The sequence below is a fragment of the Phytobacter palmae genome (assembly GCF_039409775.1).
GTDB classification, from domain to species: domain Bacteria; phylum Pseudomonadota; class Gammaproteobacteria; order Enterobacterales; family Enterobacteriaceae; genus Phytobacter; species Phytobacter palmae.
On sequence record NZ_JBCIVJ010000018.1, the window covers coordinates 56967 to 83434 of the forward strand.

General features: G+C 53.8%; 23 protein-coding genes, 1 tRNA gene and 1 pseudogene. 5 read left to right on the plus strand and 20 right to left on the minus strand.

What is annotated here, in order from left to right; translation table 11 throughout:
• Positions 1-52: 52 nt before the first annotated feature.
• The gene (locus tag AAIG39_RS19650; protein ID WP_343194539.1) at positions 53-1228 is read right to left on the minus strand and encodes an MFS transporter; all 1176 of its coding nucleotides are present in this window, start codon (positions 1226-1228) and stop codon (positions 53-55) included.
• Positions 1229-1433: 205 nt separating this feature from the next.
• Positions 1434-2648 carry a beta-ketoacyl-ACP synthase I gene (gene fabB, locus AAIG39_RS19655; RefSeq protein ID WP_090085187.1) on the minus strand — a complete coding sequence of 405 codons (1215 nt, stop codon included), beginning with the start codon at positions 2646-2648 and terminating at the stop codon, positions 1434-1436.
• 159 nt (positions 2649-2807) lie between these two features.
• Between fabB and mnmC the strand changes: the two genes are divergently transcribed.
• On the plus strand, positions 2808-4808 hold the full coding sequence (gene mnmC, locus AAIG39_RS19660) for a bifunctional tRNA (5-methylaminomethyl-2-thiouridine)(34)-methyltransferase MnmC2/FAD-dependent 5-carboxymethylaminomethyl-2-thiouridine(34) oxidoreductase MnmC1 (RefSeq protein WP_343194540.1): 2001 nt from the start codon (positions 2808-2810) through the stop codon (positions 4806-4808).
• Between the two features lie 156 nt (positions 4809-4964).
• On the opposite strand, the gene AAIG39_RS19665 is transcribed toward mnmC, so the two are convergent.
• From AAIG39_RS19665 to prmB, 6 genes are read right to left on the minus strand one after another with little or no spacing between them, the layout of a single operon-like run.
• Positions 4965-5243: a YfcL family protein gene (locus AAIG39_RS19665; protein ID WP_249569253.1), complete on the minus strand. Its 279-nt coding sequence runs from the start codon at positions 5241-5243 to the stop codon at positions 4965-4967.
• A gap of 13 nt (positions 5244-5256) precedes the next feature.
• Positions 5257-5805, minus strand: coding sequence for an elongation factor P hydroxylase (locus AAIG39_RS19670; RefSeq protein ID WP_090085182.1), 549 nt, complete (start codon positions 5803-5805; stop codon positions 5257-5259).
• Complete coding sequence (locus AAIG39_RS19675) at positions 5802-6614, minus strand: sulfite exporter TauE/SafE family protein (RefSeq protein WP_343194541.1); 813 nt, start codon at positions 6612-6614, stop codon at positions 5802-5804. Before AAIG39_RS19675 ends, AAIG39_RS19670 begins: the two co-directional genes overlap by 4 nt.
• Positions 6614-7435 (minus strand): penicillin-insensitive murein endopeptidase, encoded by an 822-nt coding sequence (gene mepA / locus AAIG39_RS19680; RefSeq protein ID WP_249569255.1) that lies wholly within the window; start codon positions 7433-7435, stop codon positions 6614-6616. The genes AAIG39_RS19675 and mepA overlap by 1 nt, the downstream gene beginning before the upstream one ends.
• Before the next feature lie 3 nt (positions 7436-7438).
• Positions 7439-8524 (minus strand): chorismate synthase, encoded by a 1086-nt coding sequence (aroC, locus tag AAIG39_RS19685; RefSeq protein WP_343194542.1) that lies wholly within the window; start codon positions 8522-8524, stop codon positions 7439-7441.
• A 35-nt stretch (positions 8525-8559) separates the two neighbouring features.
• Positions 8560-9492: a 50S ribosomal protein L3 N(5)-glutamine methyltransferase gene (gene prmB / locus AAIG39_RS19690; protein WP_343194543.1), complete on the minus strand. Its 933-nt coding sequence runs from the start codon at positions 9490-9492 to the stop codon at positions 8560-8562.
• A gap of 163 nt (positions 9493-9655) precedes the next feature.
• Between prmB and smrB the strand changes: the two genes are divergently transcribed.
• Positions 9656-10207, plus strand: coding sequence for an endonuclease SmrB (smrB, locus tag AAIG39_RS19695; protein ID WP_047369410.1), 552 nt, complete (start codon positions 9656-9658; stop codon positions 10205-10207).
• Between the two features lie 65 nt (positions 10208-10272).
• Here smrB and sixA read toward each other — a convergent pair whose 3' ends face one another.
• From sixA to AAIG39_RS19715, 4 genes are all read right to left on the minus strand, one after another.
• Complete coding sequence (sixA, locus tag AAIG39_RS19700; RefSeq protein ID WP_039079831.1) at positions 10273-10758, minus strand: phosphohistidine phosphatase SixA; 486 nt, start codon at positions 10756-10758, stop codon at positions 10273-10275.
• Positions 10759-10967: 209 nt separating this feature from the next.
• Positions 10968-13115: a fatty acid oxidation complex subunit alpha FadJ gene (gene fadJ, locus AAIG39_RS19705; protein ID WP_343194544.1), complete on the minus strand. Its 2148-nt coding sequence runs from the start codon at positions 13113-13115 to the stop codon at positions 10968-10970.
• Positions 13115-14425: an acetyl-CoA C-acyltransferase FadI gene (fadI, locus tag AAIG39_RS19710; RefSeq protein ID WP_090085169.1), complete on the minus strand. Its 1311-nt coding sequence runs from the start codon at positions 14423-14425 to the stop codon at positions 13115-13117. Before fadI ends, fadJ begins: the two co-directional genes overlap by 1 nt.
• 161 nt (positions 14426-14586) lie before the next feature.
• A complete protein-coding gene (locus AAIG39_RS19715; protein WP_090085167.1) occupies positions 14587-14871 on the minus strand; it encodes a YfcZ/YiiS family protein in 285 nt (94 codons plus the stop codon).
• Between the two features lie 370 nt (positions 14872-15241).
• On the opposite strand from AAIG39_RS19715, the gene fadL reads away from it, so the two are divergent.
• Entirely contained in the window at positions 15242-16570 is a 1329-nt protein-coding gene (gene fadL, locus AAIG39_RS19720) for a long-chain fatty acid transporter FadL (protein ID WP_343194545.1), read from the plus strand.
• A gap of 48 nt (positions 16571-16618) precedes the next feature.
• On the opposite strand, the gene mlaA is transcribed toward fadL, so the two are convergent.
• On the minus strand, positions 16619-17371 hold the full coding sequence (gene mlaA, locus AAIG39_RS19725) for a phospholipid-binding lipoprotein MlaA (RefSeq protein WP_047369405.1): 753 nt from the start codon (positions 17369-17371) through the stop codon (positions 16619-16621).
• A gap of 310 nt (positions 17372-17681) precedes the next feature.
• Here mlaA and AAIG39_RS19730 point away from each other — a divergent pair, with 310 nt between their 5' ends.
• Positions 17682-18608 (plus strand): formate/nitrite transporter family protein, encoded by a 927-nt coding sequence (locus AAIG39_RS19730; protein ID WP_343194546.1) that lies wholly within the window; start codon positions 17682-17684, stop codon positions 18606-18608.
• 80 nt (positions 18609-18688) lie between these two features.
• Positions 18689-18763 (plus strand) — tRNA-Arg (locus tag AAIG39_RS19735).
• 298 nt (positions 18764-19061) lie between these two features.
• Here the strand turns inward: AAIG39_RS19735 and AAIG39_RS19745 are convergent.
• From AAIG39_RS19745 to AAIG39_RS19770, 7 genes and pseudogenes are all read right to left on the minus strand, one after another.
• Positions 19062-20477, minus strand: a complete 1416-nt coding sequence (locus AAIG39_RS19745) for a VasL domain-containing protein (protein WP_343194547.1) — start codon at positions 20475-20477, stop codon at positions 19062-19064.
• A 47-nt stretch (positions 20478-20524) separates the two neighbouring features.
• Positions 20525-21766 (minus strand): GIY-YIG nuclease family protein, encoded by a 1242-nt coding sequence (locus AAIG39_RS19750; protein ID WP_343194548.1) that lies wholly within the window; start codon positions 21764-21766, stop codon positions 20525-20527.
• Positions 21767-21843: 77 nt separating this feature from the next.
• Positions 21844-22241, minus strand: a pseudogene (locus AAIG39_RS25740) (YdcA family protein).
• Positions 22242-22578: 337 nt separating this feature from the next.
• Positions 22579-23784, minus strand: a complete 1206-nt coding sequence (locus AAIG39_RS19755) for a glycosyltransferase family protein (protein ID WP_343194549.1) — start codon at positions 23782-23784, stop codon at positions 22579-22581.
• Positions 23785-24351: a hypothetical protein gene (locus AAIG39_RS19760; RefSeq protein WP_343194550.1), complete on the minus strand. Its 567-nt coding sequence runs from the start codon at positions 24349-24351 to the stop codon at positions 23785-23787.
• Positions 24348-25472 carry a glycosyltransferase gene (locus AAIG39_RS19765; RefSeq protein ID WP_343194551.1) on the minus strand — a complete coding sequence of 375 codons (1125 nt, stop codon included), beginning with the start codon at positions 25470-25472 and terminating at the stop codon, positions 24348-24350. Before AAIG39_RS19765 ends, AAIG39_RS19760 begins: the two co-directional genes overlap by 4 nt.
• A complete protein-coding gene (locus tag AAIG39_RS19770; protein WP_343194552.1) occupies positions 25463-26434 on the minus strand; it encodes an NAD-dependent epimerase/dehydratase family protein in 972 nt (323 codons plus the stop codon). The genes AAIG39_RS19765 and AAIG39_RS19770 overlap by 10 nt, the downstream gene beginning before the upstream one ends.
• Between the last annotated feature and the right edge of the window lie 34 nt (positions 26435-26468).

Genomic DNA, 26468 nt, shown 5'->3' on the forward strand with positions numbered 1-26468 from the left:
AAATTGCATTTTTATTATTTCCGGCCCTCATTATGAAAGCCGGAACAGGCGATTATTTTCGAAATGAAATCAGCGTCACCACAATGCCGGTTGCCGACGCAATTGCCGCGGCCAGAAATACCGACGGATAACCCAGCGAGGAAGCCAGCAGCCCGGTAAGTGGCCCGGTGATACCGTACGCTATATCCTGAAATGCCGAATATCCACCCAGCGCAGTCCCCCGAACCTGTGGGGTCACACGTTTTACCACTTCAACGCCCAGCGCCGGAAAAATCAACGAGCAACCACAGCCGGTCAATGCCGCACCAGCCATTGCCACCCAGGCATCTGGCGCCTGCCCGAGCAATAACAGGCCCACCGTTTCTGTCATCAAGGAAACAACAGCCACCCGCACACCACCAAAGCGATCCGGCATCCAGCCAAACAGCAGACGCATCAGAACAAAGGCGCCGCCAAATGCCGTCAGCGTAAAGCCCGCTTTCTCCCAGCCGTTGCTGGCAAAATAGAGCGAAACGAAGGTACCGATAACCGCGAAACCTACGCCCTGGAGCGCGAGGCCAAGGCCCGGTTGCCAGATTTGCCCGACCACGCTCCACAGAGAAGGACGCACCCCCGGATGAGCAGGCGTTTTCTGTACGCCGCCATTAAATGCCCACGCCAGCAGCGGCAAGACCATAGTCATCGCCGCCAGGGTGGCAAAGCCAAAATGGCTATGAATGAGCAGGCCGAGTGGCGCCCCAACGGCCAGCGCACCGTAAATTGCCATACCGTTCCAGGACATTACTTTGCCCGAACGGTTGGGACCAACCAGCCCCATCCCCCAGGCAAGCGTTCCGGTGAGTAGCTGGCTTTCACCAAAGCCCAGCATTAAACGCCCGATAATCAGCAAGCCAAATTTTGCCAGCGCGCTTACTGGTAGCCACGCCGCCAGCAACCAGGCGACGCCAGCCAGCGCACAGGCAAACATCCCCTGCAGCGCCGAGCGTTTTGCGCCAAATTGATCGGCCAGGCGCCCGGCATAACCCCGTGTCAGGACGGTTGCCAGAAACTGGATACCGACGGCGAGGCCCACCATGGTGTTGCCGTAACCGAGTTCGTTATGCACAAAGAGCGGAATGACGGGCAACGGTAACCCGATGGTCATATAGGTCAGGAAAACGGCAACCACCAGTCGCAATAGCGAACCCGTGCCGGATGAGGAAGAAAGTGTTTGAGTTTCTACAGACATGCATTACTCCATACCGCAGAGTAAGGCGAGGGAAAAAGCCACGCCCCCTCCACCTGATATTCAGGATTAAGGTGCGTTGGATAACGTTAAACGCTTACGCATTATCAGGATGATAATGTTGCGGGGAAGTTTGCCTGCCCGTGTAGCGGCTTGTCAATGCATAAAAAAAGGGAGCCCGTTGGCTCCCTTTTTTATAGTCAGTGGATTACTTGAGCTTACGCATTACCAGCGTGGCGTTAGTACCACCGAAACCGAAGCTGTTAGACATGACGGTAGTCAGCGTCGCGTCAGTCGGTTTGGTGACGATATTCAGGCCTGCTGCCTGCTCATCCATCTCGTCGATATTAATGCTCGGGGCGATAAAGCCGTGTTCCAGCATCAGCAGAGAGTAGATCGCTTCCTGCACGCCAGCCGCACCCAGTGAGTGACCGGTCATCGCTTTGGTGGCAGAGATAGCCGGGCTGTTGTCGCCGAACACTTCGCGAATCGCACCCAACTCTTTCACGTCGCCTACCGGAGTAGAGGTACCGTGAGAGTTCAGGTAGTCGATAGGGGTATCAACATCTTGCATCGCCATTTTCATGCAACGCACTGCGCCTTCACCTGACGGTGCAACCATGTCAGCGCCATCAGACGTTGCGCCGTAACCCACGATTTCAGCATAGATATGCGCGCCACGTGCCAGCGCATGCTCCAGCTCTTCAACCACAACCATGCCGCCGCCGCCTGCGATGATGAAGCCATCACGGTGGGCGTCATAAGTACGGGACGCTTTTTCCGGGGTTTCGTTGTATTTGGTCGACAGCGCGCCCATTGCGTCGAACTCACAGGCCATTTCCCAGCCCAACTCCTCACCGCCGCCAGCAAAGACGATGTCCTGCTTGCCCAGTTGAATCTGCTCAACAGCATTACCGATGCAGTGTGCGGAAGTGGCGCAGGCAGAGCTGATGGAATAGTTCACACCGTGGATTTTAAACGGGGTTGCCAGGCACGCGGAAACCGCAGAACCCATTGCTTTGGTCACAACATAGGGACCCACGGCTTTCAGGCCACGCGGGCTACGCATAGCATCTGCACCGAAGACCTGCGCTTTTGATGAGCCGCCGGAACCAGCAATCAGGCCCACGCGCGGGTTGTTCTGGTAAACATCTGCGCTCAGACCAGCATCTGCAATGGCTTCTTGCATAGAGAGAAAGGCATAGATAGAGGCATCGTTCATGAAACGAACCACTTTACGGTCAATCAAACCGGTAGTATCCAGCTTGACGTTACCCCATACGTGGCTGCGCATTCCGGAATCTTTGAATTCCTGAGAGAAAGTGATCCCTGAGCGTCCTTCACGCAGAGAGGCCAGGACTTCCTGCTGGTTATTACCGATGCTGGAAACGATGCCCAGGCCAGTAATCACTGCACGTTTCATTCAATACCCCTGTAAGTCGCACTAATTTAAGTTTTCGTGTCGCAAGATAGCGTACAGTTGTACGCCGAACAAGTCCGATCAGACAATTAATGGGTAAATTTGCGCCCTGAGACGCACATCGTTAAGATCGTGGCACTGCCTGTCCGCCGAGTAACTTACGTGAAACAAACCGCTATACAATCTGCCAACCTGGAATTCAACGCTGAGGGTACACCTGTTTCCCGAGATTTTGATGACGTCTATTTTTCTAACGATAATGGGCTGGAAGAGACCCGCTATGTTTTTCTTGGTGGTAACGGTATACCTGAGCGTTTCGTCGAACATTCCCGCCCGCTGTTTGTCGTCGCGGAGAGCGGTTTCGGTACCGGTCTCAATTTCCTGACCCTTTGGCAGGCGTTTGATGCCTTTCACCGCGCCAGTCCGCAGGCTACCCTGGAAAGATTACATTTCATCAGTTTCGAAAAATTCCCCTTAACGAAAGATGATCTCCGCATGGCGCACCAGCACTGGCCAGAGCTGGCCCCGTGGGCGGAGCAACTGCAACAGCAATGGCCGCAACCCTTTGCTGGTTGCCATCGCCTGTTACTGGACGGCGGTCGTGTGACCCTGGATTTATGGTTTGGCGATATCAATGAACTGACCGAAACGTTAGATGATTCATTAAATCAACAGGTTGATGCCTGGTTTCTTGATGGTTTTGCGCCAGCTAAAAACCCGGATATGTGGACGCCGGGGCTGTTTAACGCGATGGCGAGACTGGCGCGTCCCGGCGCGACACTCGCCACCTTCACCTCTGCCGGTTTCGTCCGCCGTGGGTTGCAGGATGCTGGCTTCACCATGCGCAAAAGCAAAGGGTTTGGCCGTAAGCGGGAAATGCTCACCGGGGTGATGGAGAACCCTCCCCTGTCGGCGCCGCGTACGCCATGGTTTGCCCGCACAGGCACGGAGAAACGCGCGGTTGCGATTATCGGCGGTGGTATCGCCAGTGCGCTGCTATCGCTGGCTTTATTGCGTCGTGGCTGGCAGGTCACGCTCTACTGCGCTGATGAAGAACCAGCTCAGGGCGCTTCCGGCAATCGGCAGGGGGCGCTTTACCCGCTGCTCAGCGCGCATGACCCGGCGCTGGCCCATTTTTTCCCCGCTGCGTTTACCTTCGCCCGCCGCCTGTATGACACCCTGCCTGTCGATTTTGATCATGACTGGTGCGGTGTCACCCAACTGGGATACGACGAGAAAAGTCAGCAAAAAATCGCCCAGATGTTAACACTGGACCTGCCGGATGCTATCGCCCGCGCGGTTGACGCCGAAGAGGTCGCACAAACGGCGGGGGTAGAAACGGGATGCGGTGGCATTGAATATCCGGCGGGCGGCTGGCTGTGCCCGGCGCAATTAACGGCGGCGGCGCTGACATTAGCGCAGCGTCAGGGATTATGCGTGCACTATGGCCACCGTGTGACGAACATTGATCGGCAGGACAGCGACTGGCAGCTGGATTTTACCGATGGCAGTCAACGCACTCATGCCTGCGTCGTGCTGGCTAACGGGCAGCACATCAGCCATTTCGCCCAGACCGGAAAATTGCCGGTTTACCCTGTTGGCGGACAGGTCAGCCATATTCCCACAACAGCGAAACTGAGCGAGCTGCGTCAGGTGCTCTGCTATGACGGTTATCTGACGCCGCAAAACCCTAATAATCAGCATCACTGTATTGGCGCAAGTTACCATCGTGGGCAGGAGGAAACCGCCTACAGCGAGGAGGATCAGCAGCAAAATCGCCAGCGTTTATTGAACTGCTTCCCGCAGGCGCTGTGGGCGAAGGAGGTCGATGTCAGCGGCGGTGAGGCGCGCTGCGGTGTGCGTTGTGCAACCCGGGACCATCTGCCGTTAGTCGGGAATGTGGCGGATTACACAGCAACACTGGATGCCTATGCCGCTCTGGCGCAAGAGAGAACGGATGCGGTAAGCGCACCGGTTTATGAAGGGCTGTTTATGCTTGGCGCGCTCGGTTCACGTGGATTGTGCAGTGCACCGCTGGCGGCGGAGATTCTGGCCTCGCAGATGAGCAGTGAGCCGTTGCCGCTGGATGGCGAAACACTGGCAGCACTTAATCCTAATCGCCTGTGGGTGAGAAAATTATTGAAGGGAAAACGGGTTACGTGAGTGCGGCTGATGCCCTCGCCCCTCTGCCACTGAGAGAGAAAACCGGCTCGCTCTGCCCCCTCTTCCCTGAGGAAGAGGGTCAGGGTGAGAGGGAAACCCACACACCCATGCCGCATCCGGAAATCCCCCCGCAGGCGGGGCTACGAGCCGGTTCGCTTACTGCGCTTGCGCCTTTCGGAACAGCGTATCCCACATCCCCATAACCAGCGCCTGGTCCGGCGGAGACAGTTCCCCCGCCTGAATGGCTTTCTCCAGACTCGCCGACACCCGCTCATGCAGCGCTGCAGATGAATGGTCTTCACCCGCTTCAAGTTCAGCGACCGCCAGCGTCAGATGCCCACGCAGATAACCGCCAGCAAACAGCTCATCGTCACTGGCGTGCTCTACCATGTCATCAATTAACGCCAGAATGCGCGATTCAAATTCTGCGATCATCTTCTTTCCTCAGTTATAAATCTTCCGGCCATGGGAAGTGTTCCGCCTTAAGTTCAGGCGTGTGGTAGTAATCTTGCAGCGCTTTAATAAAACGCGCCGGACGTGCCGGGATCCCTTTATCGAGATATTCCAGCACCTGCGCATGCACGCGGCGCTGGAATACAACGCGGTCCGGTTCAAAATCCCCTTCCAGGTTGTCACAGCTGACGTTAAACGGATAACCCGCCGCCACACAGAACAACCAGTCAAATGCCTGCGGTTTAACCTCAACATCCTCAAACTGACACTGGGTCGCCGCATCACGCCCATCCGGGCAGTACCAGTAACCAAAATCCACGAGCTCACGACGGGCTTTTCCGGCGATACACCAGTGGGAGATCTCATGCAACGCGCTGGCATAAAACCCGTGAGCGAAGACGATCCGGTTATAAGGGACTTCTTCATCAGCGGGAAGATAGATCGGTTCGTCGTCGCCTTTAATCAGACGTGTATTAAAATCGTCGGCAAAGCAGCCGTTAAAAAGGGTAATAAGTTGTTCGTAGTGATGTGTTGTTGTATTCATGCACTCACCCCCAGAAACCGGAGGATCTCCTGCCCATGGCTGTCATAAAGTAATTTTGCGCTCATTACTGCCGAGACTATAACAATCATCGGACGAATGAGTTTTTGTCCTTTGCTGAGCACCAGACGTGAGCCCATACGCGCGCCCAGAAACTGGCCCGCCAGCATCACAAACCCCGTTGCCCAGATAACCTTGCCGCCAATGATAAACAGCAGCAGACCGCCAAGATTTGAGGTGGCATTAAGTACCTTGGCATGCGCGGTGGATTTAGCGAGGTTAAAACCGGCCAGCGTAACAAATGCCAGCGCATAAAATGACCCGGCACCGGGACCAAAAAAGCCGTCGTAGAAACCCACGCAGCCGCCCGCAACCAGCGCGAAAGGCAGGCCATGCAGCCGACGTTGGCGGTCCTCTTCACCCAGTTTTGGCATTAACAAAAAGTAGAGACCAATACAGATAATAAGGACAGGCAAAATCTGGCGCAAAATATCAGACTGCACATGCTGAACCAGCAGCGCGCCCGACGTTGAGCCAATAAACGTCATCAGAATATTGAGTTTCTGATCGGCAAGACTCACCACTTTACGGCGCAAGAAATAGAGCGTGGAAGAGATAGAGCCACCGCAGGCCTGCAGTTTATTGGTAGCCAGCGCCTGCGCCGGGGTCATCCCGGCGGCCAGCAACGCAGGTACGGTCAGTAAGCCGCCTCCGCCCGCTAACGCATCAATAAACCCTGCCAGCGTGGCGACCAGAAAAAGCGCCACCAGAAGCAGTGGCGACACCATAAAAATCTCTTGAAATGCATCCATTACAATACGTGCTCATCCAGTAATGCCTGACAGGAAGCAGGCAGGGGCGGCGGTGTCGTCTTCTCAGGAGTGGTTGAAGGTTTGGCCGGTTTGAACCAGCTTTGCAATTCCGCACCGCAACCGTCGCCATCTGGCGGTAACGGCTGATCCTGACACTCAAGGCTGTCTGCCGGGCAGCGCAAACGGACATGCATATGCGCACGATGCTGGAACCAGGGACGTACTTTACGCAGCCAGTCGCGGTCTGTACCGGCGTCCAGACACAACTGCTGTTTGATAGCCGGGTTGACGAAAATGCGCGTCACATCGTTATCTTTCGCCGCAAGCTTAATCAGGCTGGTAATTTCGGGTTTCCATAATGAGGGCACCACTTGCTTGCCGTCGCTGGAGACCAAATCCAGCGCCTGCGGTTTTAACAATTGCGCCGAGGTCCAGCGTGCTTTCGGCAGTTGCAGGAAAATGTCCACATCCAGCCCCGTCTGGTGGCTGGCGTGACCGCCGTTAAAACGCCCACCGGCTGGCATGCCCATATCCCCTACCAGCACCGTCCCCAGCCCCAGGTTATGTACCTGATTACCCAGACGCTGAATAAACAGAATAAGGTCCGGATGACCAAAGTAGCGTCGCTGATCGGTACGCATCACCTGGTAGGTATCGGATTGCAGCGGCAGTTCATGCGCGCCAACAATACAGCCATTCGAGAAAGCACCGATCGATTGCGGAGTGCCCGCAACCGGATGGGTGATTTTCTGCCAGGGCGTTGCCGCCTGGCAGGTAAGCGTTGCGAAAAACGCCAGCAGCGCAATTGCAATTCGTTTCATTGTTTACCAGCGAGGAATAGTGGTCGTCACATCGCCATTTTGCGCACGCTGACGCATAAAATGGTCCATCAGCACAATGGCCAGCATCGCTTCGGCGATAGGCACTGCGCGAATACCGACACACGGGTCGTGACGTCCTTTGGTAATCATCTCTACTTCTTCGCCAAAGCGATTAATCGTGCGTCCCGACACGGTAATGCTTGAGGTCGGTTTCAGCGCGATGTGGGTAACTATCTGCTGCCCGCTGCTGATGCCGCCCAGAATGCCGCCCGCGTGGTTACTCTGAAAACCGTCTTTGGTGATTTCATCTCGATTCTGGCTACCGCGCAGGTTAATCACACCAAAGCCGTCGCCAATCTCTACCCCTTTCACCGCGTTGATGCTCATCATCGCATGAGCAATATCGGCATCCAGACGATCAAATACCGGCTCACCAAGGCCTGCTGGTACACCATCAGCCACAACAGTAACTTTCGCGCCGATCGAGTCGCCCTCTTTCTTTAGTGCGCGCATCAGTTCATCCAGCGCGTCGATTTTATCCGGGTCCGGGCAGAAGAACGGATTCTGTTCGACCTGCTCCCAGTCTTTCATCGCCAGCGGAATATCGCCCATCTGGGTCAGACAGCCACGAATTACCATGCCGAATTTATGCGCGAGGAATTTCTTGGCAATCGCCCCTGCCGCCACACGCATTGCAGTTTCACGCGCCGAGGAACGGCCACCGCCACGATAGTCGCGCAAGCCATATTTTTGCTCGTAAGTGTAATCAGCGTGCCCCGGACGGAACACATCTTTGATTGCGCTGTAATCCTGGGAGCGCTGATCGGTATTCTCAATCAGCAGACCGATGCTGGTGCCAGTGGTCACGCCTTCAAACACGCCGGAGAGAATTTTCACCTGATCCGGCTCACGGCGTTGGGTGGTATAGCGCGAGGTACCGGGGCGGCGTCGGTCCAGGTCATGCTGGAGATCGGCTTCGGTCAGTGGAATGCCCGGCGGTACGCCATCGACGATGCAGCCCAGCGCGATGCCGTGCGATTCGCCGAAGGTCGTTACGCGAAAGAGTTGTCCAATAGTGTTTCCTGCCATCACGGCTCCGTTGTCGTTGTTATGTTGTTAGCGTTTTAATCTTTATAGATGCTGAAATGTTCCTGCGCGGCCAGCAGCTGCGCTTTGGTCAGCATGAAGACACCGTCACCGCCATTATCAAATTCAAGCCAGGCGAACGGCACGTCCGGATACTGTTCCATCAGATGTACCATGCTGTTGCCCACTTCACAAATCAGCACGCCAGTATCGGTAAGGTAATCCGGCGCACAGGCCAGAATGCGGCGCGTCAGTTTCAGACCGTCGCTACCGGAGGCCAGGCCGAGTTCCGGCTCATGGCGATACTCTGATGGCAGATCGGACATATCCTCTTCATCAACATACGGCGGGTTGGTCACAATCAGGTCGTACTGCACTTTCGGCAGGTCGCGGAACAGGTCAGAACGAATCGGCGTGACGTGATGGATCAGTCCGTGGTCTTCAATGTTGTGTTCAGTTACCGCCAGCGCATCCGGGGAGATGTCCACCGCGTCCACTTCCGCTTCCGGGAAGGCGTAAGCGCAAGCAATGGCGATACAGCCGCTACCCGTACACATATCCAGAATGTGCTGCGGTTGTCCGTCGATAAGCCCGGCGAAATGGTTATTGATCAGCTCACCAATCGGAGAGCGCGGCACCAGCACACGTTCATCGACATAAAACTCGTGGCCGCAGAACCAGGCTTTATTGGTGAGATAGGCAACCGGGATACGTTCATTGACGCGACGAATGACGCGTTCAACGATACGGTGACGCTCGCTGGAGGTCAGACGCGCGTTACGCATCTCTTCGGGTATATCCAGCGGCAGGTAAAGGGTAGGCAATACCAGCTGTACGGCTTCATCCCACGGGTTATCCGTGCCGTGGCCGTACCAGATGTTTGCCGCGCTGAATCGGCTTACCGACCAGCGCAACATGTCCTGAATGGTATGCAGTTCACTTACTGCTTCATCAACGAAAATTTTATCCATCTTATCCTCCAGGACACGCTCGCAAGAAATTCGGCGGCTAGTGTGCCATGAAGACGGCGATAAATCAGCATCGTCGCTTCGCGTCACGGCCTAAAAATGCATTTTGCTGAACAGCAGAGAGCGAGTCGGGTACACTAAAAGAAATAAAAGATGAGATGCGCAGATGAAAAAGAAACCATCGCTTAGCGAGGAGGAGCAGACGCTGTTCCGACAATTGATGACCGGCACGCGTCAAATAAAGCAGGATACGGTAGTCCACCGCCCGACAAGGAAAAAAATCACTGAGGTTCCGGTGAAGCGTCTGTTGTCAGAGCAGGCAGATAACAGCCACTATTTTTCGGATGAATTTCAGCCGTTGCTGAACACAGAAGGGCCGGTAAAGTACGTGCGCGACGATGTCAGCCATTTTGAACTCAAGAAGATCCGCCGCGGTGACTACTCCCCGGATCTTTTTCTCGACCTGCACGGCTTAACGCAGTTACAGGCCAAGCAGGAACTGGGGGCGCTGATCGCCGCCTGCCGACGTGAACACGTCTTTTGCGCCTGCGTCATGCACGGGCACGGTAAACATATTCTCAAGCAGCAGACGCCGCTCTGGCTGGCACAACACCCGCATGTTATGGCGTTTCACCAGGCCCCTAAAGAGTACGGTGGCGATGCGGCGATACTGGTGTTGATTGAGGTCGAAGAGTGGCAACCGCCAGAACTTCCCTGAACGCAACGGACAAGCAGAAACGTAAAAAGCCGCACAAGTGCGGCTTTTTTTCACGGTCCGGCTAATCAGATTGCTTTTGGCATTCTCAGGTTGCAGGGACTCATTTGCCAGTTATAAACGCCTTTCCCGCTCTCATCCAGCGTCACGCTGGCAATCGCGGAGGTGGTAAACATTGGCGGTGTTTCACCCGGGCAAAGCTCGGACACCAGATATCCCACCAGCGGCAGGTGAGAAATCACCAGCACAGAAGAGGTACCTTCGTTTGCCAGCGCCTGGAGATAAGCACTGACCAGACCAACATCACCACAAGGTGTCAACTCGGGCAGGACATCCACGTTGTCGGGCAGGTTCATGCATTCCCCCACCTCGTTAAGCGTCTGTTCAGCACGAAGAAACGGGCTGACCAGTACACGTTCGACATCCACTTTTTGACCTTTCAGCCAGGTTGCCATCTGACGAGATTCGTCACACCCACAAGGGGTTAAGGGACGAACTGAGTCGCTGGCTGCATCGAGGGCTGCATCGCCGTGACGCATGATAAAAACTTGCATATTGCACCGCTTTTGTTAACCAGAAGCATTAACACTCCCCGCGTGAACAGTTCCATTACGACAGGAAATATCAATGGCCGGGCATTTTGCCTGATCCATTCGATGAATGAAACGCTGTTTTTTACCTCAATGGCGTAAGTATAGTCAATGAGTGTTTACAAAATAACCATCGCTGTTTCATTTAAAGCTGGATTTACCCTTTTTTGACCTTAACTTACAAAATCAGTTTCCTTCTTGCCCCAAAAAGTTTCGCCCCGCTCAGCCATTTGTAACAAAAGCTGACAAGGTGCAAAACGTTCTCCATAAAGCGAAGCCAGGCGCTGTAGAGTTGCGACAATATCACCCGCGCCAAGGGTATCCATATAGCGGAACGGGCCGCCCAGGAAAGGCGGAAAACCGATGCCAAACACCGCGCCAATATCACCATCGCGCGGGCTGCGAATCACCTTCTCGGCGAAGCAGCGTGCGGCCTCGTTAAGCATCATCATGACGCATCGTTCGGCGATCTGTTCTGCCGATAATTTGCCTGTGCCAGAAGCCCCCACAAGCGGGTAAATTGCCGGGTCAGGCTGTTTCTTGCTTTTACGCCCTTTCTTACCGTAAAGATAGAAACCGCGCTCATTTTTTCTGCCTTTGCGATCGTCATTCAATATTGCAGAGACGACGCTTGCAGGGGCACTAAAACGCTCCCCGTAAGCAGCCTCCAGCACTGGGATTATTTTAGTCCCCGTGTCGATCCCCACTTCATCCAGAAGTTGTATGGGGCCGACAGGAAAGCCAAATTTTACCAGCGCCTTATCAATATTCTCGATACGTTCCCCTTCGCTCAGCAGTCGCATTGCTTCGCTCATATAAGGCGCCAGAATACGGTTTACATAAAAACCCGCTTTGTCCGCCACGACAATCGGTGTTTTGCCCTGCTTCTTGGCCAGTTTCACCACTGTCGAAATCGTCTGTTCAGCGGTACCGGCATGGGGAATAACTTCCACCAAAGGCATCTTCTCAACCGGACTAAAAAAATGTAATCCGACAATATTCTCCGGACGCGCTGCCCTGGCCGCAATATCGCCGATGGGCAACGATGATGTATTGGAGGCAAAAATGGTCTGCGGCGAGCACTGTGCTTCAATCTCGGCGACCATCTGTTGCTTAAGATTCAAATCTTCGAAAACGGCCTCGATAACCACATCACGATGAGAAAAACCGCTGTAGTCAGTCGTACCGGAAATGCGGGCCATTTGCGCATCACGTTCAGCAGATTTGAGATGGCGGCGGCGCACCTTTTTATCAAGCTGTTCCCAGCTATATTTCAGCGCGTGGTTAATGCCTTTCGGATTAATATCTTTTATGCGAACAGGAAGGTTGCCTTTACCGGCCGTCACGTAAGCAATCCCGCCGCCCATCAACCCGCCGCCAAGGATACCGACAGCGCGAAGCGGACCGGCCGCAACCGGGCTGCCCGGGTCTTTTTTTACCTCGGTGCTGGCAAAGAAAATATGCCGTAGCGCCTGCGATTGCGGGGTCATTGCCAGTTGACCAAACGCGCGCGCCTCAGCGTCATACCCGCTACTACTACCCTGGCTTAAGCCCGTTTCGATAACGTTCAAAATATGCGTCGTCGCGGGATAATTACCCTGGGTTTTTTGCTCTGTTTTTTTCGCGACCATGCGGAATAACAGTGCGCGTACCAGCGGACCGGCAAGCAGACGTTCACGTACCGGCAGGCTGCGGCTGGCAGGACGGCCTTTTGTGGCAAGCTCTGCGGCAGCATCCAGCAAGATAGAAACCGGCACAACATCATCCACCAGCCCCACTTTTAACGCCTGACGAGCGCGCAGTTGTTTACCGGTAAGGATCATACCCAGCGCGGTGCTTACTCCAACCAGACGCGGCAGGCGCTGGGTGCCGCCGGAGCCGGGCAACAGGCCAAGCTGGACTTCGGGCAACCCTAAGACCGTCTTCGCATCATCGGTACAAATACGGCGGTGGCAGGCTAGTGCCAGTTCCAGCCCGCCGCCCAGACATGGACCATGAATGGCGGCGATCACCGGGATCGACAGGGCGTGGATCTCAGCCATGATCTGCTGCCCCTGGCGCGCCAGATCTTCGGCCTCTTTGGCCGTTTTGCAGCGATCGATCATATTGATATCCGCCCCGGCGATAAAATTATCCGGTTTTGCGGAAATGAACACTACACCGCGTATCTGCTTGTTTTCGCGGATTTGTTTAAGAATGGCGCGTACCTGGCCGCCAAACTCCGCCTTTAGCGTGTTCATCTTTTCGTCAGGAACATCAATACTGACTATGGCAACATTGTCCGGGCGGACATTAAGCGTAAATGCTGAGGTCATCTCCATTATTCGGCCTCCAGAACCATAGCTGCACCAAGTCCGCCTGCGGCGCAGGCGGTTACCAGACCAAATCCGCCGCCACGTCTGCGCAGTTCATGCAAGGTTTGGGTGATCATCCGCGCCCCGGTCGCCGCAAAGGGATGCCCGTAAGCAATTGATCCTCCCAACACGTTGAATTTACTCTCATCCACCTCACCCGTTGCCTGCGTCCGGCCTAATACATCACGAGCAAAGCGCTCGCTCGCCATCAGTTTCAGGTTGGTCAGGGTTTGCGCCGCAAATGCTTCATGCATGTCCAGTAAGGTTAAATCCGCCATCGTCAGTCCCGCTCTGTCGAGCGCCAGCGGCGTCGCCCAGGCCGGCCCCAGCAACATATCCTGCCGCACGTCAATGGCTGTGAAGGCATAACTTCGCAGGAATCCCAGAGGCTGCAAACCCAGCTCTTTCGCCCGCGACTCGGTCATCAGGATCACCGCGGCTGCACCATCGGTAAGTGGTGTGCTGTTCGCAGCGGTCACGGTGCCATGTCGGCGATCAAATGCCGGACGCAGTTTGGCGTAATCCGCAAGGCTGGAATTTTGCCGTACATTATTGTCCTGCGTTATCGGTTCGCGAAAAGGTGGCGCATAAGCAGTCATCACCTCCTCTGCTAGCTTACCTTCCGCCCAGGCCTGCGCCGCATACTGGTGAGAACGATGGGCCAACGCATCCTGTTCCTGACGCGTAATGCCATAGGTTTTCGCCATCTGCTCTGCGGTATCGCCCATGCGTAAACCAGTGGAGTATTCCGCCACTGCAGGGGGCACTGGCAATAAATCGCGCAACCGTAAACGGGAGAAGAGCTTCAATTTTTGTCCTGTCGTACGGGCTTTGTTGGCATCAACCAGCACACGAGCCAGCTTTTTGCTCACGCCGATTGGCAATACTGAAGAGGAGTCAGCACCGCCTGCAATACCCGCACGAATCGTCCCCGCCATCAGGCTTTCGGCAACGTTTGCCACCGCCTGGAAACTGGTGGCGCAGGCGCGGCTCACGCTATAGGCATCGGTATGCACACTCATGCCCGTTCCCAGTACGATTTCTCTTGCGATATTAGGTGCTTCCGGCATTTGCACCACCTGGCCAAAGACCAGTTGCTCAATGATTTCCGGCGGGATTTCACTACGGGCAAGGAGCTCACCCACCACCATTTTGCCAAGATCGATAGCTGGGACGCCGTGAAATACCGTCGCCTGACGGGCAAATGGCGTACGTAATCCACTGACAATGGCGATGCGGTCGCCCTGACGGGTGACAAGCGGTAATGCCTGACTCATAACACTCCCCTGTTAACAGCATGATGCACTAGTGGTCGGACCTGATAACAGTCTTAACTAATTATTTACATTTAGCCAATGGGGGAAGAAAAAAAGTGGGAGGTAAAACACAGAGATTATTGAAAAAACGCTCCCGCAAAGCAGGAGCGCAGGCAGGAAGATTAACGCAGACCCAACTGGAAAATCAGCGTTTCCGCTTCGCAAGCAAAAACAAAATCAATATCCAGACGCACGCCGCCTTCCACTTCCGTGAACGTCGAGGTGATTTGGCAAGGATCGGACTCTACGCCACGCGCGCGTGCAGTTAGTGCAGCCAGCGTCTCTTCTGCATCGGTGCGATTTGTAAACACGCGGCTATAAGAGGCGGTGCAATCGGAGTTGTCCATGATGGTACCAACATCCATACAGCAGCAAACCGGGGTTTCATCAGCACTGCATTTACTCATTGTGATTTCCTCTGAATTCGCACCCAAGGTGCCTGGTAAACGTTGCGCATATTTTACCCCCCTCAATAACCCGTCTCCAGTCGTTAATGTGAGGAAAGCCTCTAAGTGACCGAAATCACACTTAAAAATGATCCAGAACAAAAACCACCAATTATCATTAGCGACACTGGCCGCAATTTTGCCACGCAGATCCCGTTTCGAAGATCACAATTGAAAAATTTTATATACAAGCTTGCAACATTTAGTCTGGTCCGACCTATACTCTCGCCACTGGTCTGATTTCTCTGAAGTACCGCAGACCCTACACTTCGCGCTCCTGTTACACCACGTAACATAGTTTAAATAAAAATAACCGGATGAGGTTTTGGTCATGAGCCAGAAAAACCTGTTTACCAAATCTGCACTCGCAGTCGCAGTGGCAATCGTCTCCACCCAGGCCTGGTCCGCAGGCTTCCAGCTCAACGAATTTTCTTCTTCTGGTCTTGGCCGCGCATATTCCGGCGAAGGCGCTATTGCAGATGACGCGGGTAACGCCAGCCGCAACCCTGCGCTGATTATGATGTTTGACCGTCCAACTTTCTCCGCTGGCGCTATTTTCGTTGATCCAGATGTTGATATCTCAGGCAGGTCACCAACAGGTGCCAGTCTGGATTCGAAAAATATCGCGCCAACGGCATGGGTTCCAAACCTGCACTTCGTCGCACCCATCAACGATCAGTTTGGTTGGGGGGCATCCGTTACCTCTAACTACGGTTTAGCGACTGAGTTTAATAACGACTATGCGGCAGGCGCATACGCAGGCAAAACAGATCTGGAAACCCTGAACCTGAACCTGAGCGGTGCCTATCGTCTGGATAATCACTGGAGTTTCGGTCTGGGCTTTGATGCGGTGTATGCCAAAGCGAAGATTGAGCGCTACGCAGGCGATCTCGGCAGAATCGTTGCGGGTTCAGGTCGGTTACCACCGATTCCAGGCCTGGCGCAGCAGGTGGCAGGTATTCCGGCTGATACGCAGGTTGCTTATCTGAAAGGTGATGAGTGGGGCTTCGGCTGGAACGCCGGTATCCTTTATGAAGTCGATAAAGATAACCGTTACGGCTTAACCTACCGCTCTGAGGTGAAAGTCGACTTTGATGGCGATTACAAGAGCAGCCTGCCTTCGGCCTATAACCAGATCCTCGGTAACTTCGGCCTGCCTTTGGGCACCAATGGCCGCACCACTGGCGGTTCTCTGACCCTGAACCTGCCAGAAATGTGGGAAATCTCAGGTTATAACCGCGTTGCGCCGCAATGGGCTATCCACTACAGCATGGCTTATACCAGCTGGAGCCAGTTCCAGGAGCTGAAAGCGACAAACAGCAACGGTCAGACCCTCTTCTATAAAGATGAAAGCTTTAAAGACTCTTACCGTATCGCACTGGGTACCACCTACTATATGGATGATAACTGGACCTTCCGTACCGGTATCGCCTTTGATGATAGCCCGGTTCCGGCTGACAAACGTTCTATCTCCATTCCGGATCAGGACCGTTTCTGGCTGAGCGCAGGTACCACGTATGCGTTTAACAAAGATGCGTCTGTAGATGTCGGCGTCTCTTATATGCACGGACAGAAAGTGAACTTCACCGAAGGCCCGTACACATTCAGATCCGAAGGGCGTGCATGGCTGTATGGCGCGAACTTTAACTACGCATTCTGATTTATCGCAGGCATAAAAAAGGTGAGCTTCGCGCTCACCTTTTTTCGTTTATTCGGAGTCAATTTCCTTGAGGTCGCCCTGAATCGCCTGAGCGTTCGGGTTTTCCTGAGGCTTGAGCTTACCGCCGTTGGCAATAAAGTCATGACGCTGGAAGTAAGCTTCACGCACCATGATATAAGGGTCGGAAGACTGACGCAGCAGGCCGTCTGAATCCAGCAACTGAGCACGTGTTTCAATGCCCTCCACCGTCCATTTACCGACCGACAACGGCCAGGTCAGCCAGGACAGCACCGGATAGAGCGTATCCGCCATATCACCGCCATCTTCACGTAGCGTAAAGCTGCCGTAGAAAGGCAACTGCATATACGGCCCATAGCCAACGCCATAATGCCCCAGTGTGCTACCAAAACGGTGCGGCTCAACGCGCTGCAGTTTAGGGTTCGACATACCAGCAACATCCATCAGGCCACCCATACCCAACAAGGTATTAAGGAAGAAGCGCGTAAAGTGAACCATGCCCTGATAGGGATCGCCCTGCAGGAAGTAGTTCACCATGATGGCCGGTTCTTCAAGGTTACTGGTGAAGTTGCTCAGGCCGTTACGCGCGGGCTGCGGCACATAGTCACGCCATGCCACCGCAACGGGACGCACAACATACGGGTCCAGGACATTAAAGTTGAAGTTGTACATGGTGCGGTTAAATCCTTCCAGTGGATCTGAACGCCCCTGCGTGTCTCCTGAACTGGCGCAGCCCGCCAACAGTGTGGTTGCCAGCGCAATCGCCGACACACGAAATTTCATAGGTGTCTCCCTGAAGAAAATGGCTTTCGCTGAGTGCCATCCAGAAGGGCACAAACGCAATCTGCCTCGGTTCGCATCATAAACATGCAAGGCATTGTATCAGCACACCTTGTGTTGTCTACGCAACGCGCGAATCTCATATTGAGCATAGTCGCAGTTTGCCCCCCTCGTTTCGTTACAATTTTATCTCATCTTCATCAAAGCCATATCGCCATAGTTGCCATTCCCCCCAAATTAGGAAGAAGCCCTCCAGACCTTGTAAAAAAAGCCGCTACGCTTAGTCCATGAGTCACAAGTAGACAGAGGCAATATGGACGGCATCAAAGACGAGAAAATCGACAAGCACACCGACGAAATCGAAGTGGAAAGCGAAGAGAAAATCGGTGGTGAGCAAATTGAAGTAGATGAAGAGCGCCTCCCCTCACGCGCTATGGCTATCCATGAGCATATCCGTCAGGACGGCGAGAAAGAGCTGGAACGCGATGCCATGGCGCTGTTTTGGTCCGCCATCGCCGCCGGGTTGTCGATGGGAGCCTCGTTGCTGGCAAAGGGGATTTTTCACGTTCAACTCGAAGGTGTACCGGCCGCCTTTATTCTGGAAAATCTCGGCTATACCTTCGGCTTTATTATTGTGATTATGGCTCGCCAGCAGCTTTTTACGGAAAACACCGTTACCGCAGTACTTCCGGTGATGCAAAAGCCCTCATGGGTCAATTTTGGCCTGATGATGCGCCTGTGGAGCGTAGTGCTGCTGGGGAATCTTATTGGTACGGGTATCGCGGCATGGGCTTTTGAGTATATGCCGATTTTTGATGAGCCAACGCGAGACGCGTTCGTCAAAATTGGCATGGACGTGATGAAAAATACGCCGATGGAGATGTTTTCCAATGCCATTATTTCCGGCTGGATTATCGCTACAATGGTCTGGATGTTCCCGTCTGCAGGTGCGGCGAAAATCGTGGTCATTATTCTGATGACCTGGCTTATCGCACTGGCTGACACCACCCATATCGTAGTGGGTGCGGTGGAGATTTTTTATCTCATCTTTAATGGCAACATCCACTGGAGTGAGTTTTTCTGGCCGTTTGCGCTTCCAACCCTTGCCGGGAATATCTGCGGCGGTACATTTATCTTCGCGCTATTGAGTCACGCGCAAATCCGCAATGACATGATTAACAAGCGCAAAGCCGAAGCCAAAGCAAAAGCCAAAACCAAACGGGAAACCGCTGAAAACTGAGGTTGAATGGCGACACTTTAACCACTCGGGCGCAGGACACTTAACGCAAAGGCGAAATGACGTTATACTCCTGCCGCCTCGTCCCCTTAGTTAAATGGATATAACGAGCCCCTCCTAAGGGCTAGTTGCAGGTTCGATTCCTGCAGGGGACACCATATACCCTTCTCCTGACGTCCATCGAATTTAATAAAACCCCTTAAAATCAGCGACAAACTCTCTATTCTGCCAATGCGACGTCAATTGATGTCTGCCCATTTCAACGCGAATCAATAAACATTTGGGAGGCTTATCCTGTTCAATGAAAAATGGGGCTCTCAAATGCCCTTAAATATGCGCCAGGCCGGGACTGCAACACCCAGAGACAAAGCCTGGAAGCTCGCTGACAGCGGAGGGATCTATCTCATCTTCAATGCTTAATTGCTCCGCAACGCCTTTCTACAGAGTTATTCTTTTTTATTCATTATTATTTTCAGCGATCCGATTCATTTCAGGCTGAACCAGTATCGCATATCGAATGATCAGTTGTTTCAGATGCATTTCCAGTTGAGACCGGGCAACTGCCGGTAAAGGCTCTCCCGCAGTATATTGTGACAATGCCCGCAGTTGCTCTTCAACAGGTATGGATTGGTTAAAGGACTGCATGGTGGAAAAAATCACTGATTTCAGCTCGCTGACCGTCATGTATTTGCCCTTCTTCTCATCAAGCCCATTCAGCTGGTCACTCAGTTTTTGTAACGTTGTCATTCCCTGATGCCAGCCATTGAGCTGCTCTGCCGGCAATGAGGCAGCACTAAGTTGTTGCTGCCACTGCTGTATCAGGGGCTTAGCCTGTTCCGGCCACAGTGACCGGGCCTGTTCCAGAAGCTGCCGGCTATAGTTAATATTCCAGTCAGGCGACAACTTATCCAGTCGGGTAAGCTGCTGCTGTGTTTGTGTTATCCCTGTTTGTAATGACGGAGATTGCTGACGCACCATATCCAGCTCTTCAGGCGCGAGAGGTGCAGGTAATGGTGCCAGTGAAGCAGCAAGCTGAGCCTGTAGCGGGTCTGCCCGGTGAAGAAACTGCCAGCTCCATACTGCGACGATGGTTACCACCAGCGTGGTACACATCCCGGCGGCAAAGGATTTCCACTTTTTGACCGGAGTGGGCTCCGCTGCCAGCACTTCCACGTTCGGCTGCTGTTCTGGCTGCGCGACATATACCCATTTAACTGCACTGCCTGGCACCTGGATATCTTCACACGGACCACCAGCAAGGTCTCTTGTGGATGCAGCCGCATCATTCATCACGGAGGCTGGCAACATGATAGCTGGCTGGATGTTCGGCCCGGTGCCGGTGATGCCATCGCTGTTTTCCAGCCGGGCTGCACTATTGTGCATCAGGGTACGCAACGTATCGAGCTGGCTCAGATGCTTAAGCTCCAGACGCTGCAACACCTCCCCCAGCCCCGTAAGCAGTTGCTCCGCCCGGTACAACTGGCTGAGGTCACTGTAATTCAGCGGCAGCGAGCGCATCCGTTGCTGCAGACGCTGACTCAGACTGCTGAGAATTTCCATGCGGGCATGGACCGGCTGAGGCCACAGCGCCTCCCACTGATGACTTATCAGTGCCTCAAGTATCGCCAGCCCTTCATTGAGCCCGAATAAGCCAGCCAGTTGCGTCCGTGCAAGCGTATACCAGGCCGTAGTCTGTAGCTCCACTCCGTTCTGCCCGAACAGTGAGAGACAGAGTTTCTCAACATAATGCCAGTTCACATCCGGGCGAGCCGGATGTGTCAGCTTACTTAGTTCATCACGCAGGGCGGCATAATCCGGTAGCGTGCGCGGGTCACCGCCGGTTTTAATCTTACGTTGGGTAATGTCATTCATGACCAGTTGTCCATTCTGACGTGTCCGGGAATAAGGATGATTAAGGCTTATGCGGCTTCACTTTCTGCATATTCGAGACTCTGCAGATACTGTAGCGCCACCGGGTCGGCGATATATTCAACCTGGCCATGATGACGCTCAACCTCATCGATAATTTTACTGAGTTCAACCCGGAAAAACTCCTTCCGCAGGTTGATTCGGTTAATCCGGTAGCTTTCCAGATGATCATGCAGTGTCTTTTCAAGCGCAGGTGCGTCATCGCAGGAAATCATGGCATGGACGTCAAAATCAAACGGCACGGCTGCTCCGCTCAGTTTTTTCACGCGCTCCATAGGCTCCAGTCGTCGTGTCATACCGATTTTAAATACGTTTTCACCGAAGGAGCCAATATTCGAAATCACATATACGTGTCCCTGCTTCGTGAGCTGGGCCATGGATTTGGCGCGTTCATACTGTTGATGCACGTCCTGGATTTTCTGCTCCAGCTCCAGACGCTGTCTTTCCAGCTCTTCCCGGTGCGCACCTTCAGCGGCGAGCAGAGCTTCTTCGAGTAAACGCTGCTGCTCAGCAAGGCGTTGCTCCTCCTCTTCCGCTTCGCGCTGCTGCTCCAGTTCATCCTGACGCTGTTTCTCTTCCCGCATCTGACGCTTGAGCTCAGCCTGATATTCTTTTTCTTCCTGCGCTTTTTCAAGCTGGGCGACCTTATCCAGAAACTGCTGTTTTACGCCTTCCCAGTCGGCATTATCTTCCAGTTCCAGAAAGGTGATTTTCTCGCTTATAGCAGCATAAGCGTCTCTCTCTTTTCTGAGCTGGTCGTACTTGCTTTGCCAGTTATTTACCGTGGTGCCGGAAAGCAGGGTTTTGACTTTGAATTTATACGCGGAGTCCACAATACGCTGCAGAGCCCGGGAGGTTTTATTTCTGGCATTGTGAAAGTCATCCCACTGACCGGAAAGCTTTTTCTTTTCCTGATACAGCCCGCGAGCCACTTCAGTCCTGACCGTTTCGTCAAAGGCTTTCTCTTTCTGGGCCAGGTCCGACATGGCCTGTTCGAGTTCTGTTGTTTTCTTCCGGAAACCCCGGTAAATGAAAATTCGTATTATCAACGCACCGGCTATCAGTAAACCTAAAAACAGACCGATTATTCCGACCGGATTAGACACAGATTCAATAAATCGCTCATTAATATTGATTAATGCTCTTACCGCGACATAAACATCCCAGGCAATGACGCCAATAATAACCAGAATAATACCCGCAGCATTGTCATCTTTTTTTCTTCGTGCCATATTTTATTTTTTCCTTTCTTCTTTTAATCCTGACCATTTAATCTTTACAACGGGCAGAGAGTCTGTTCCATACCCGATTAATACTGGTTCCCTGAGCAAATCGGTAAATGGGTGTATCCGGGCTTGCTGGCCATATAGAGGGGAGCGCATGTGGGCTGGCGGGGTTGGGTACTGACCGGTTCGTCGTTTTCTGCAACACTTTGCGGCTCCTGCTTTTTTGCAGTTGTCACTTTTTTCGTCTTAGCTTTGCGAGTGGAAGTAGACGGTCTTAACGGATTGCTGGCTTCTGAGGAACCATACCCGGAACAGAATCGTTTCGACTGACTCAGACTCCCGTCGTTGCAAGCAAAACGTCCATCCGATGTGCAATGCGCAATGCCCCCCTTTGAGCCGGAACAAGCTGCCGTCCACGCGCAGCCTCAACCTGCAGGTTAAAAAGGACACTCAACAACAATAAGAGACTCATTTTTTTCATCACTGCATCCATGATTTTATTTCGGGGATTTATTCTCCATCAGCCATTAACTTTTTAACCAGGTGAATACGTAATAACTAGCAGGCAAAAACAATATAACTTTTAAGGAAGTCACTTTTGCCACTAGAAAACCGTGCTGCCATCCTGCAGTTCAATCTGCTACAGGAATCTCAGCGTTTCAATGATATGAGTAAGCCGAGCATAGTGTTACTGAGCGAAGGTAAGAACCCCAATTCCTGACCCTGTAAAAGCTTGGGAAAAATACGGCATTATTCAACACAGCTTTTAGCTTATTTGTGGCATTCATTTATCATATTGACAATTTTGACTAAATTCATTATCGAGAACCTGCAACATCCGAAGAAACCAGCGCCATTAATAACGACCCCGCCATTGCCAGTCCTTTTAATCCGTCCTTAATCCAGACCCCTTTCCCGCTCCAGTCCAGCCGTGCAGCATGATCAAACTGGTCATAATCCACCGGATACACCAGCGCCGGAATATTCTTCTCCAGGCAATGCCACATAATCCCGGCACCACCGTGGTGAATGACCGCATCATAGCGCGTCAGCCAGTTGTCATAATTCACCCAGGACAGGCGGTAAACATTGCCCTGTTGCTGCGGCCCCGCGACGGTCTGATGCCCATCGGTGAAATGAAATACCCAGTCAGGCAGAGTGTTCGCCAGCGCGATAACCGCATTCATCACCGCATCTTTATGCCAGTCCAGGTGTGTGCCGAGTGTCACCAGCACATGGCGTTTATTGGCTTCGAATGGCGGTGTCACGCACTGCGTTGGCGGCGTGTAGAGTGCCGGACCGATAAAGCTGACTGCCGCAGGCCAACTGCGCGGGAATTCGAATGTTTCTTCGCTGAGCGCCAGAATGCGCAGCGGCGAGTAAGCGCTTTCGCTGCCATCCTGCCGGTACAGGCTCTCGATTCCTGTCTGGCGAATAACGTCGCGAAACAGCCAGAATACGGCGTGTTTAAACAGCCGCACTTTTTTTCGTTGCAAGGCGTGCCACAAACGCTGATACCCGTTCTGCGCAGGCATTAACCCGCCGCAGTACGCAGGCGCGCCATCGGGGGTGTCAAGCACGCAGGGTGACGGCAAACTGCTCCACCACAGGACGTCACATCGGCGACAAACGTCACCGACAACAGGCAGTGTAAAATCAGCGATAGCCAGATCGGGCGCACCTTCACGCAGCCACAACTGTTCCAGTTCATCACCGAAATGCTTCAATAACCCCACAACCTGGCGAAACTGCCGATACAACCGCAGCGGATGGGAGCCTACTGCATATTTCGGATTCACGACCGACAATAGCGGCGTATCGTAATCGCCAGGCAGCGACAACCCTGCCAGCCCCGCCGCCGCGACAGAAGACGCAACGACCCGGGTGCTGATAATGCGTACCTGATAACGTTCGGACAGCACGCGCCCCATCGCCAGCACGGGATGTAAATGGCCGGAAAACAGCGGCGCCAGCAAATCAATGCGGGTAACGCCCGCGGGGATCAGATCGAATAAACGCTGCATCTACGCTCCCTGTCTGCCTGAATCATCAATAAACTGGCGACACAGCGCCGCCAGTTGCGGCTGTTCAAGATAATTCATATGACCGCAGGCAATGCGTCTGTCCGCGTGCCGAAACCAGCAGCGCGAAATCCAGTCCTGCTCTCCTTGTACCAGCAAATGACGGCAGTCCGGTCGGCGACGCGCAACCGGACCAAAGGAAAAAACACTGATGCGCGCCAGCCATTCAGCCGGTAAGCGCAACTGATTAAACAACTCTAGTCCACAACTGCCACAAAGCAGTACCGTGTGATTTGCGGACGCCAGCATCTCCAGCGCCTGCGGCTGGTAACGCAAGGCAAAGCCAGCTTGTCGCGCACCAAGATATTCCCGTGCGTTATTGACGCTGGCGCGCAGCAGGCCGGTTGACTGCCACGGCATGGATTGAACTGTCCACGGAAAATTCACCGCAACCAGCTGATGATGGCCGACAACCCGCTGTATAAATGCCGACTGCAAAGGACTGAGCGATGCGTTATCCGGACGGCTACGGCCGGTAATAAACGCAATCTGTAAATCAGGTTTTTTCATAGCGACGTAAAACAATCGTTGCGGAAAATACGGTAGCGACGTGAACGCCAGTAAATGGTGCGATTAACCAGCGCATGCAGCAGATGGAACGGCTGCAGTAACTCGGACAACAGTGACAACAACGGATGCGCGGGAATTTCCGGTGCTACGGCGCGCTGGACACCACGCAGCGCCAGATGGCGTATCACCACGATCCCCACCAGCAGAGCGCCGTGTGCCGCACTGCCGAACGCCAGAACCAGCAGCGCCCAAAGCAGCAGCGGGTGCAATCCCTGCAGCAGAAAAATCGACAGATTGACTGCCGCGCTTTTTTCACGCATCAGCAGCGTGGCAAACAGGAACCAGCGATGCATCTGGCGGAAATAGCGTGTACCGTCGGCCACGCTGGTCTGCACACGCACCGCCGCAGTCGACTGCACAATGCGTACACCATGACGCGTTAGCAGCGTCGCCATCGCCAGATCGTCCGTCAGGTGACGCAGCACTGGCGCAAAGCCGCCTGCGCGCGCCAGCGTTTCACCGCGGATGGCATAACACATCCCATTCAGCGTCAGCGGCGGTGCGAACGTTAACAGGGGCAAATAGGTCAGCGCTGAATTATCGTTAACAAATTGCGCCAACAAACGAGAAGGCAGGTTGTCCGCCGCGCGATACCAGGGAAGCGCGGTCACCAGAGTATTATCCGTCAGTTCACTCAACATGCGGCGCAATGACGCCGCGCTCAATACCGCATCATCGTCCAGCACCAGAATTACGTCGCGGGCCACCTGCGCCCTCACCTGCTCCAGCTTAAACAGCTTAGGATTAACACCTTCCGGCACCTCTGGAAAAGAGAAAACCGCAATGTGCTGCTGCGGATAGCGCTGTTGCAAACGCTGCGTCACCTGAGCGGCTTCTGCATCGTCATCATCGATAAGCCAGAAAAATGCCGCGCTGCGCAAGTGCTCAACGGTTGACGCCAGGACGCTTTCCAGCGCCGGATCGCCGCTTAGGATCGGTTGTATCACCGTCACCGCCTCCAGTTCGCCATGACAACCACGATCTGCTGTACGTAACACCCTGAGCGCAAAAAAGAGCTTAAAGAGCAGGATAAGCAGCCAGAGTAGAGCAATCAGCAGCATGCGTTCATCGTCCGATAATGTTGTAAAAAATCCTGCACACTTTGCGAAAGGGTGCCGTCTGGTGCGCCAAAATCCGCGCGCATTGCAGTGATATCCAGCGTAGCGGCATAACTAAACACCCCGACACCAAAACGGGTGATCGGCGGTTCACCCGCCAGAGGAAGCCAGCGCCATAGCCACTCCAGCGCTCCCGCAACGCGCAACGCGGTGCCAGGACGCAGTGTTTTTACCGGCAACGGCAGATCCAGTTGTCGCAACACATCATCCAAAAATGCAGCCGTCTCAACGGGTTGCCCCGCCGAAATGTTATAGCAGCTTCTCAACTGTGGGTAACGTGCCGCCCGCAGCAGATAATCACACAACATCCCAACCGGCATAAGATCGGCCTGCGCTGGTGTGACATCGTTTCGCAGCCTGACAAGTTGCCCTTTTTTGGCCGCGCTCAGCAATGGCGGAAACAGTAATCGATCACCCTCACCGAACACCGCGCAGGGACGAAAAATCGTTTTCTCACCACGGTAGGCCTTCACTAACGTTTCTGCCTGATACTTACTGTGGCCATACTCACTGGTGAACTGCGGCCCGATTTCCGCGTTTTCACGCACGTTGAATTGATGGGCAAAGCGCGCGTAGACCGCTGAGCTGGATAGCAGTATCAAGCGGGGGAAACCGCGCTGAATGCAAAAGTCGATCACCTGACGGGTCGTTTCAACGTTATCGCGTTCATAGTCCTGTGGCGTTCCCCAGGGCGAGGTTCTGCCTGCGGCGTGGATGACCACATCCGGCATAACGTCGAGTTCCGCAAGCCTCTCCAGCGACAGCGCGTGATAACGCACCGTGGGCGGGAGATCATTTTCCTTTCGCCGTCCAACGCCGCAGAGTTCGAGATCAGCACGGTCAGCAAAGCGGCGCAGAAACGTGCTGCCAATAAACCCCGATGCGCCGGTCAGCAATATCTTCACCCTCCCCCTCCTGACGTGCGCAACTGCGCTTCAC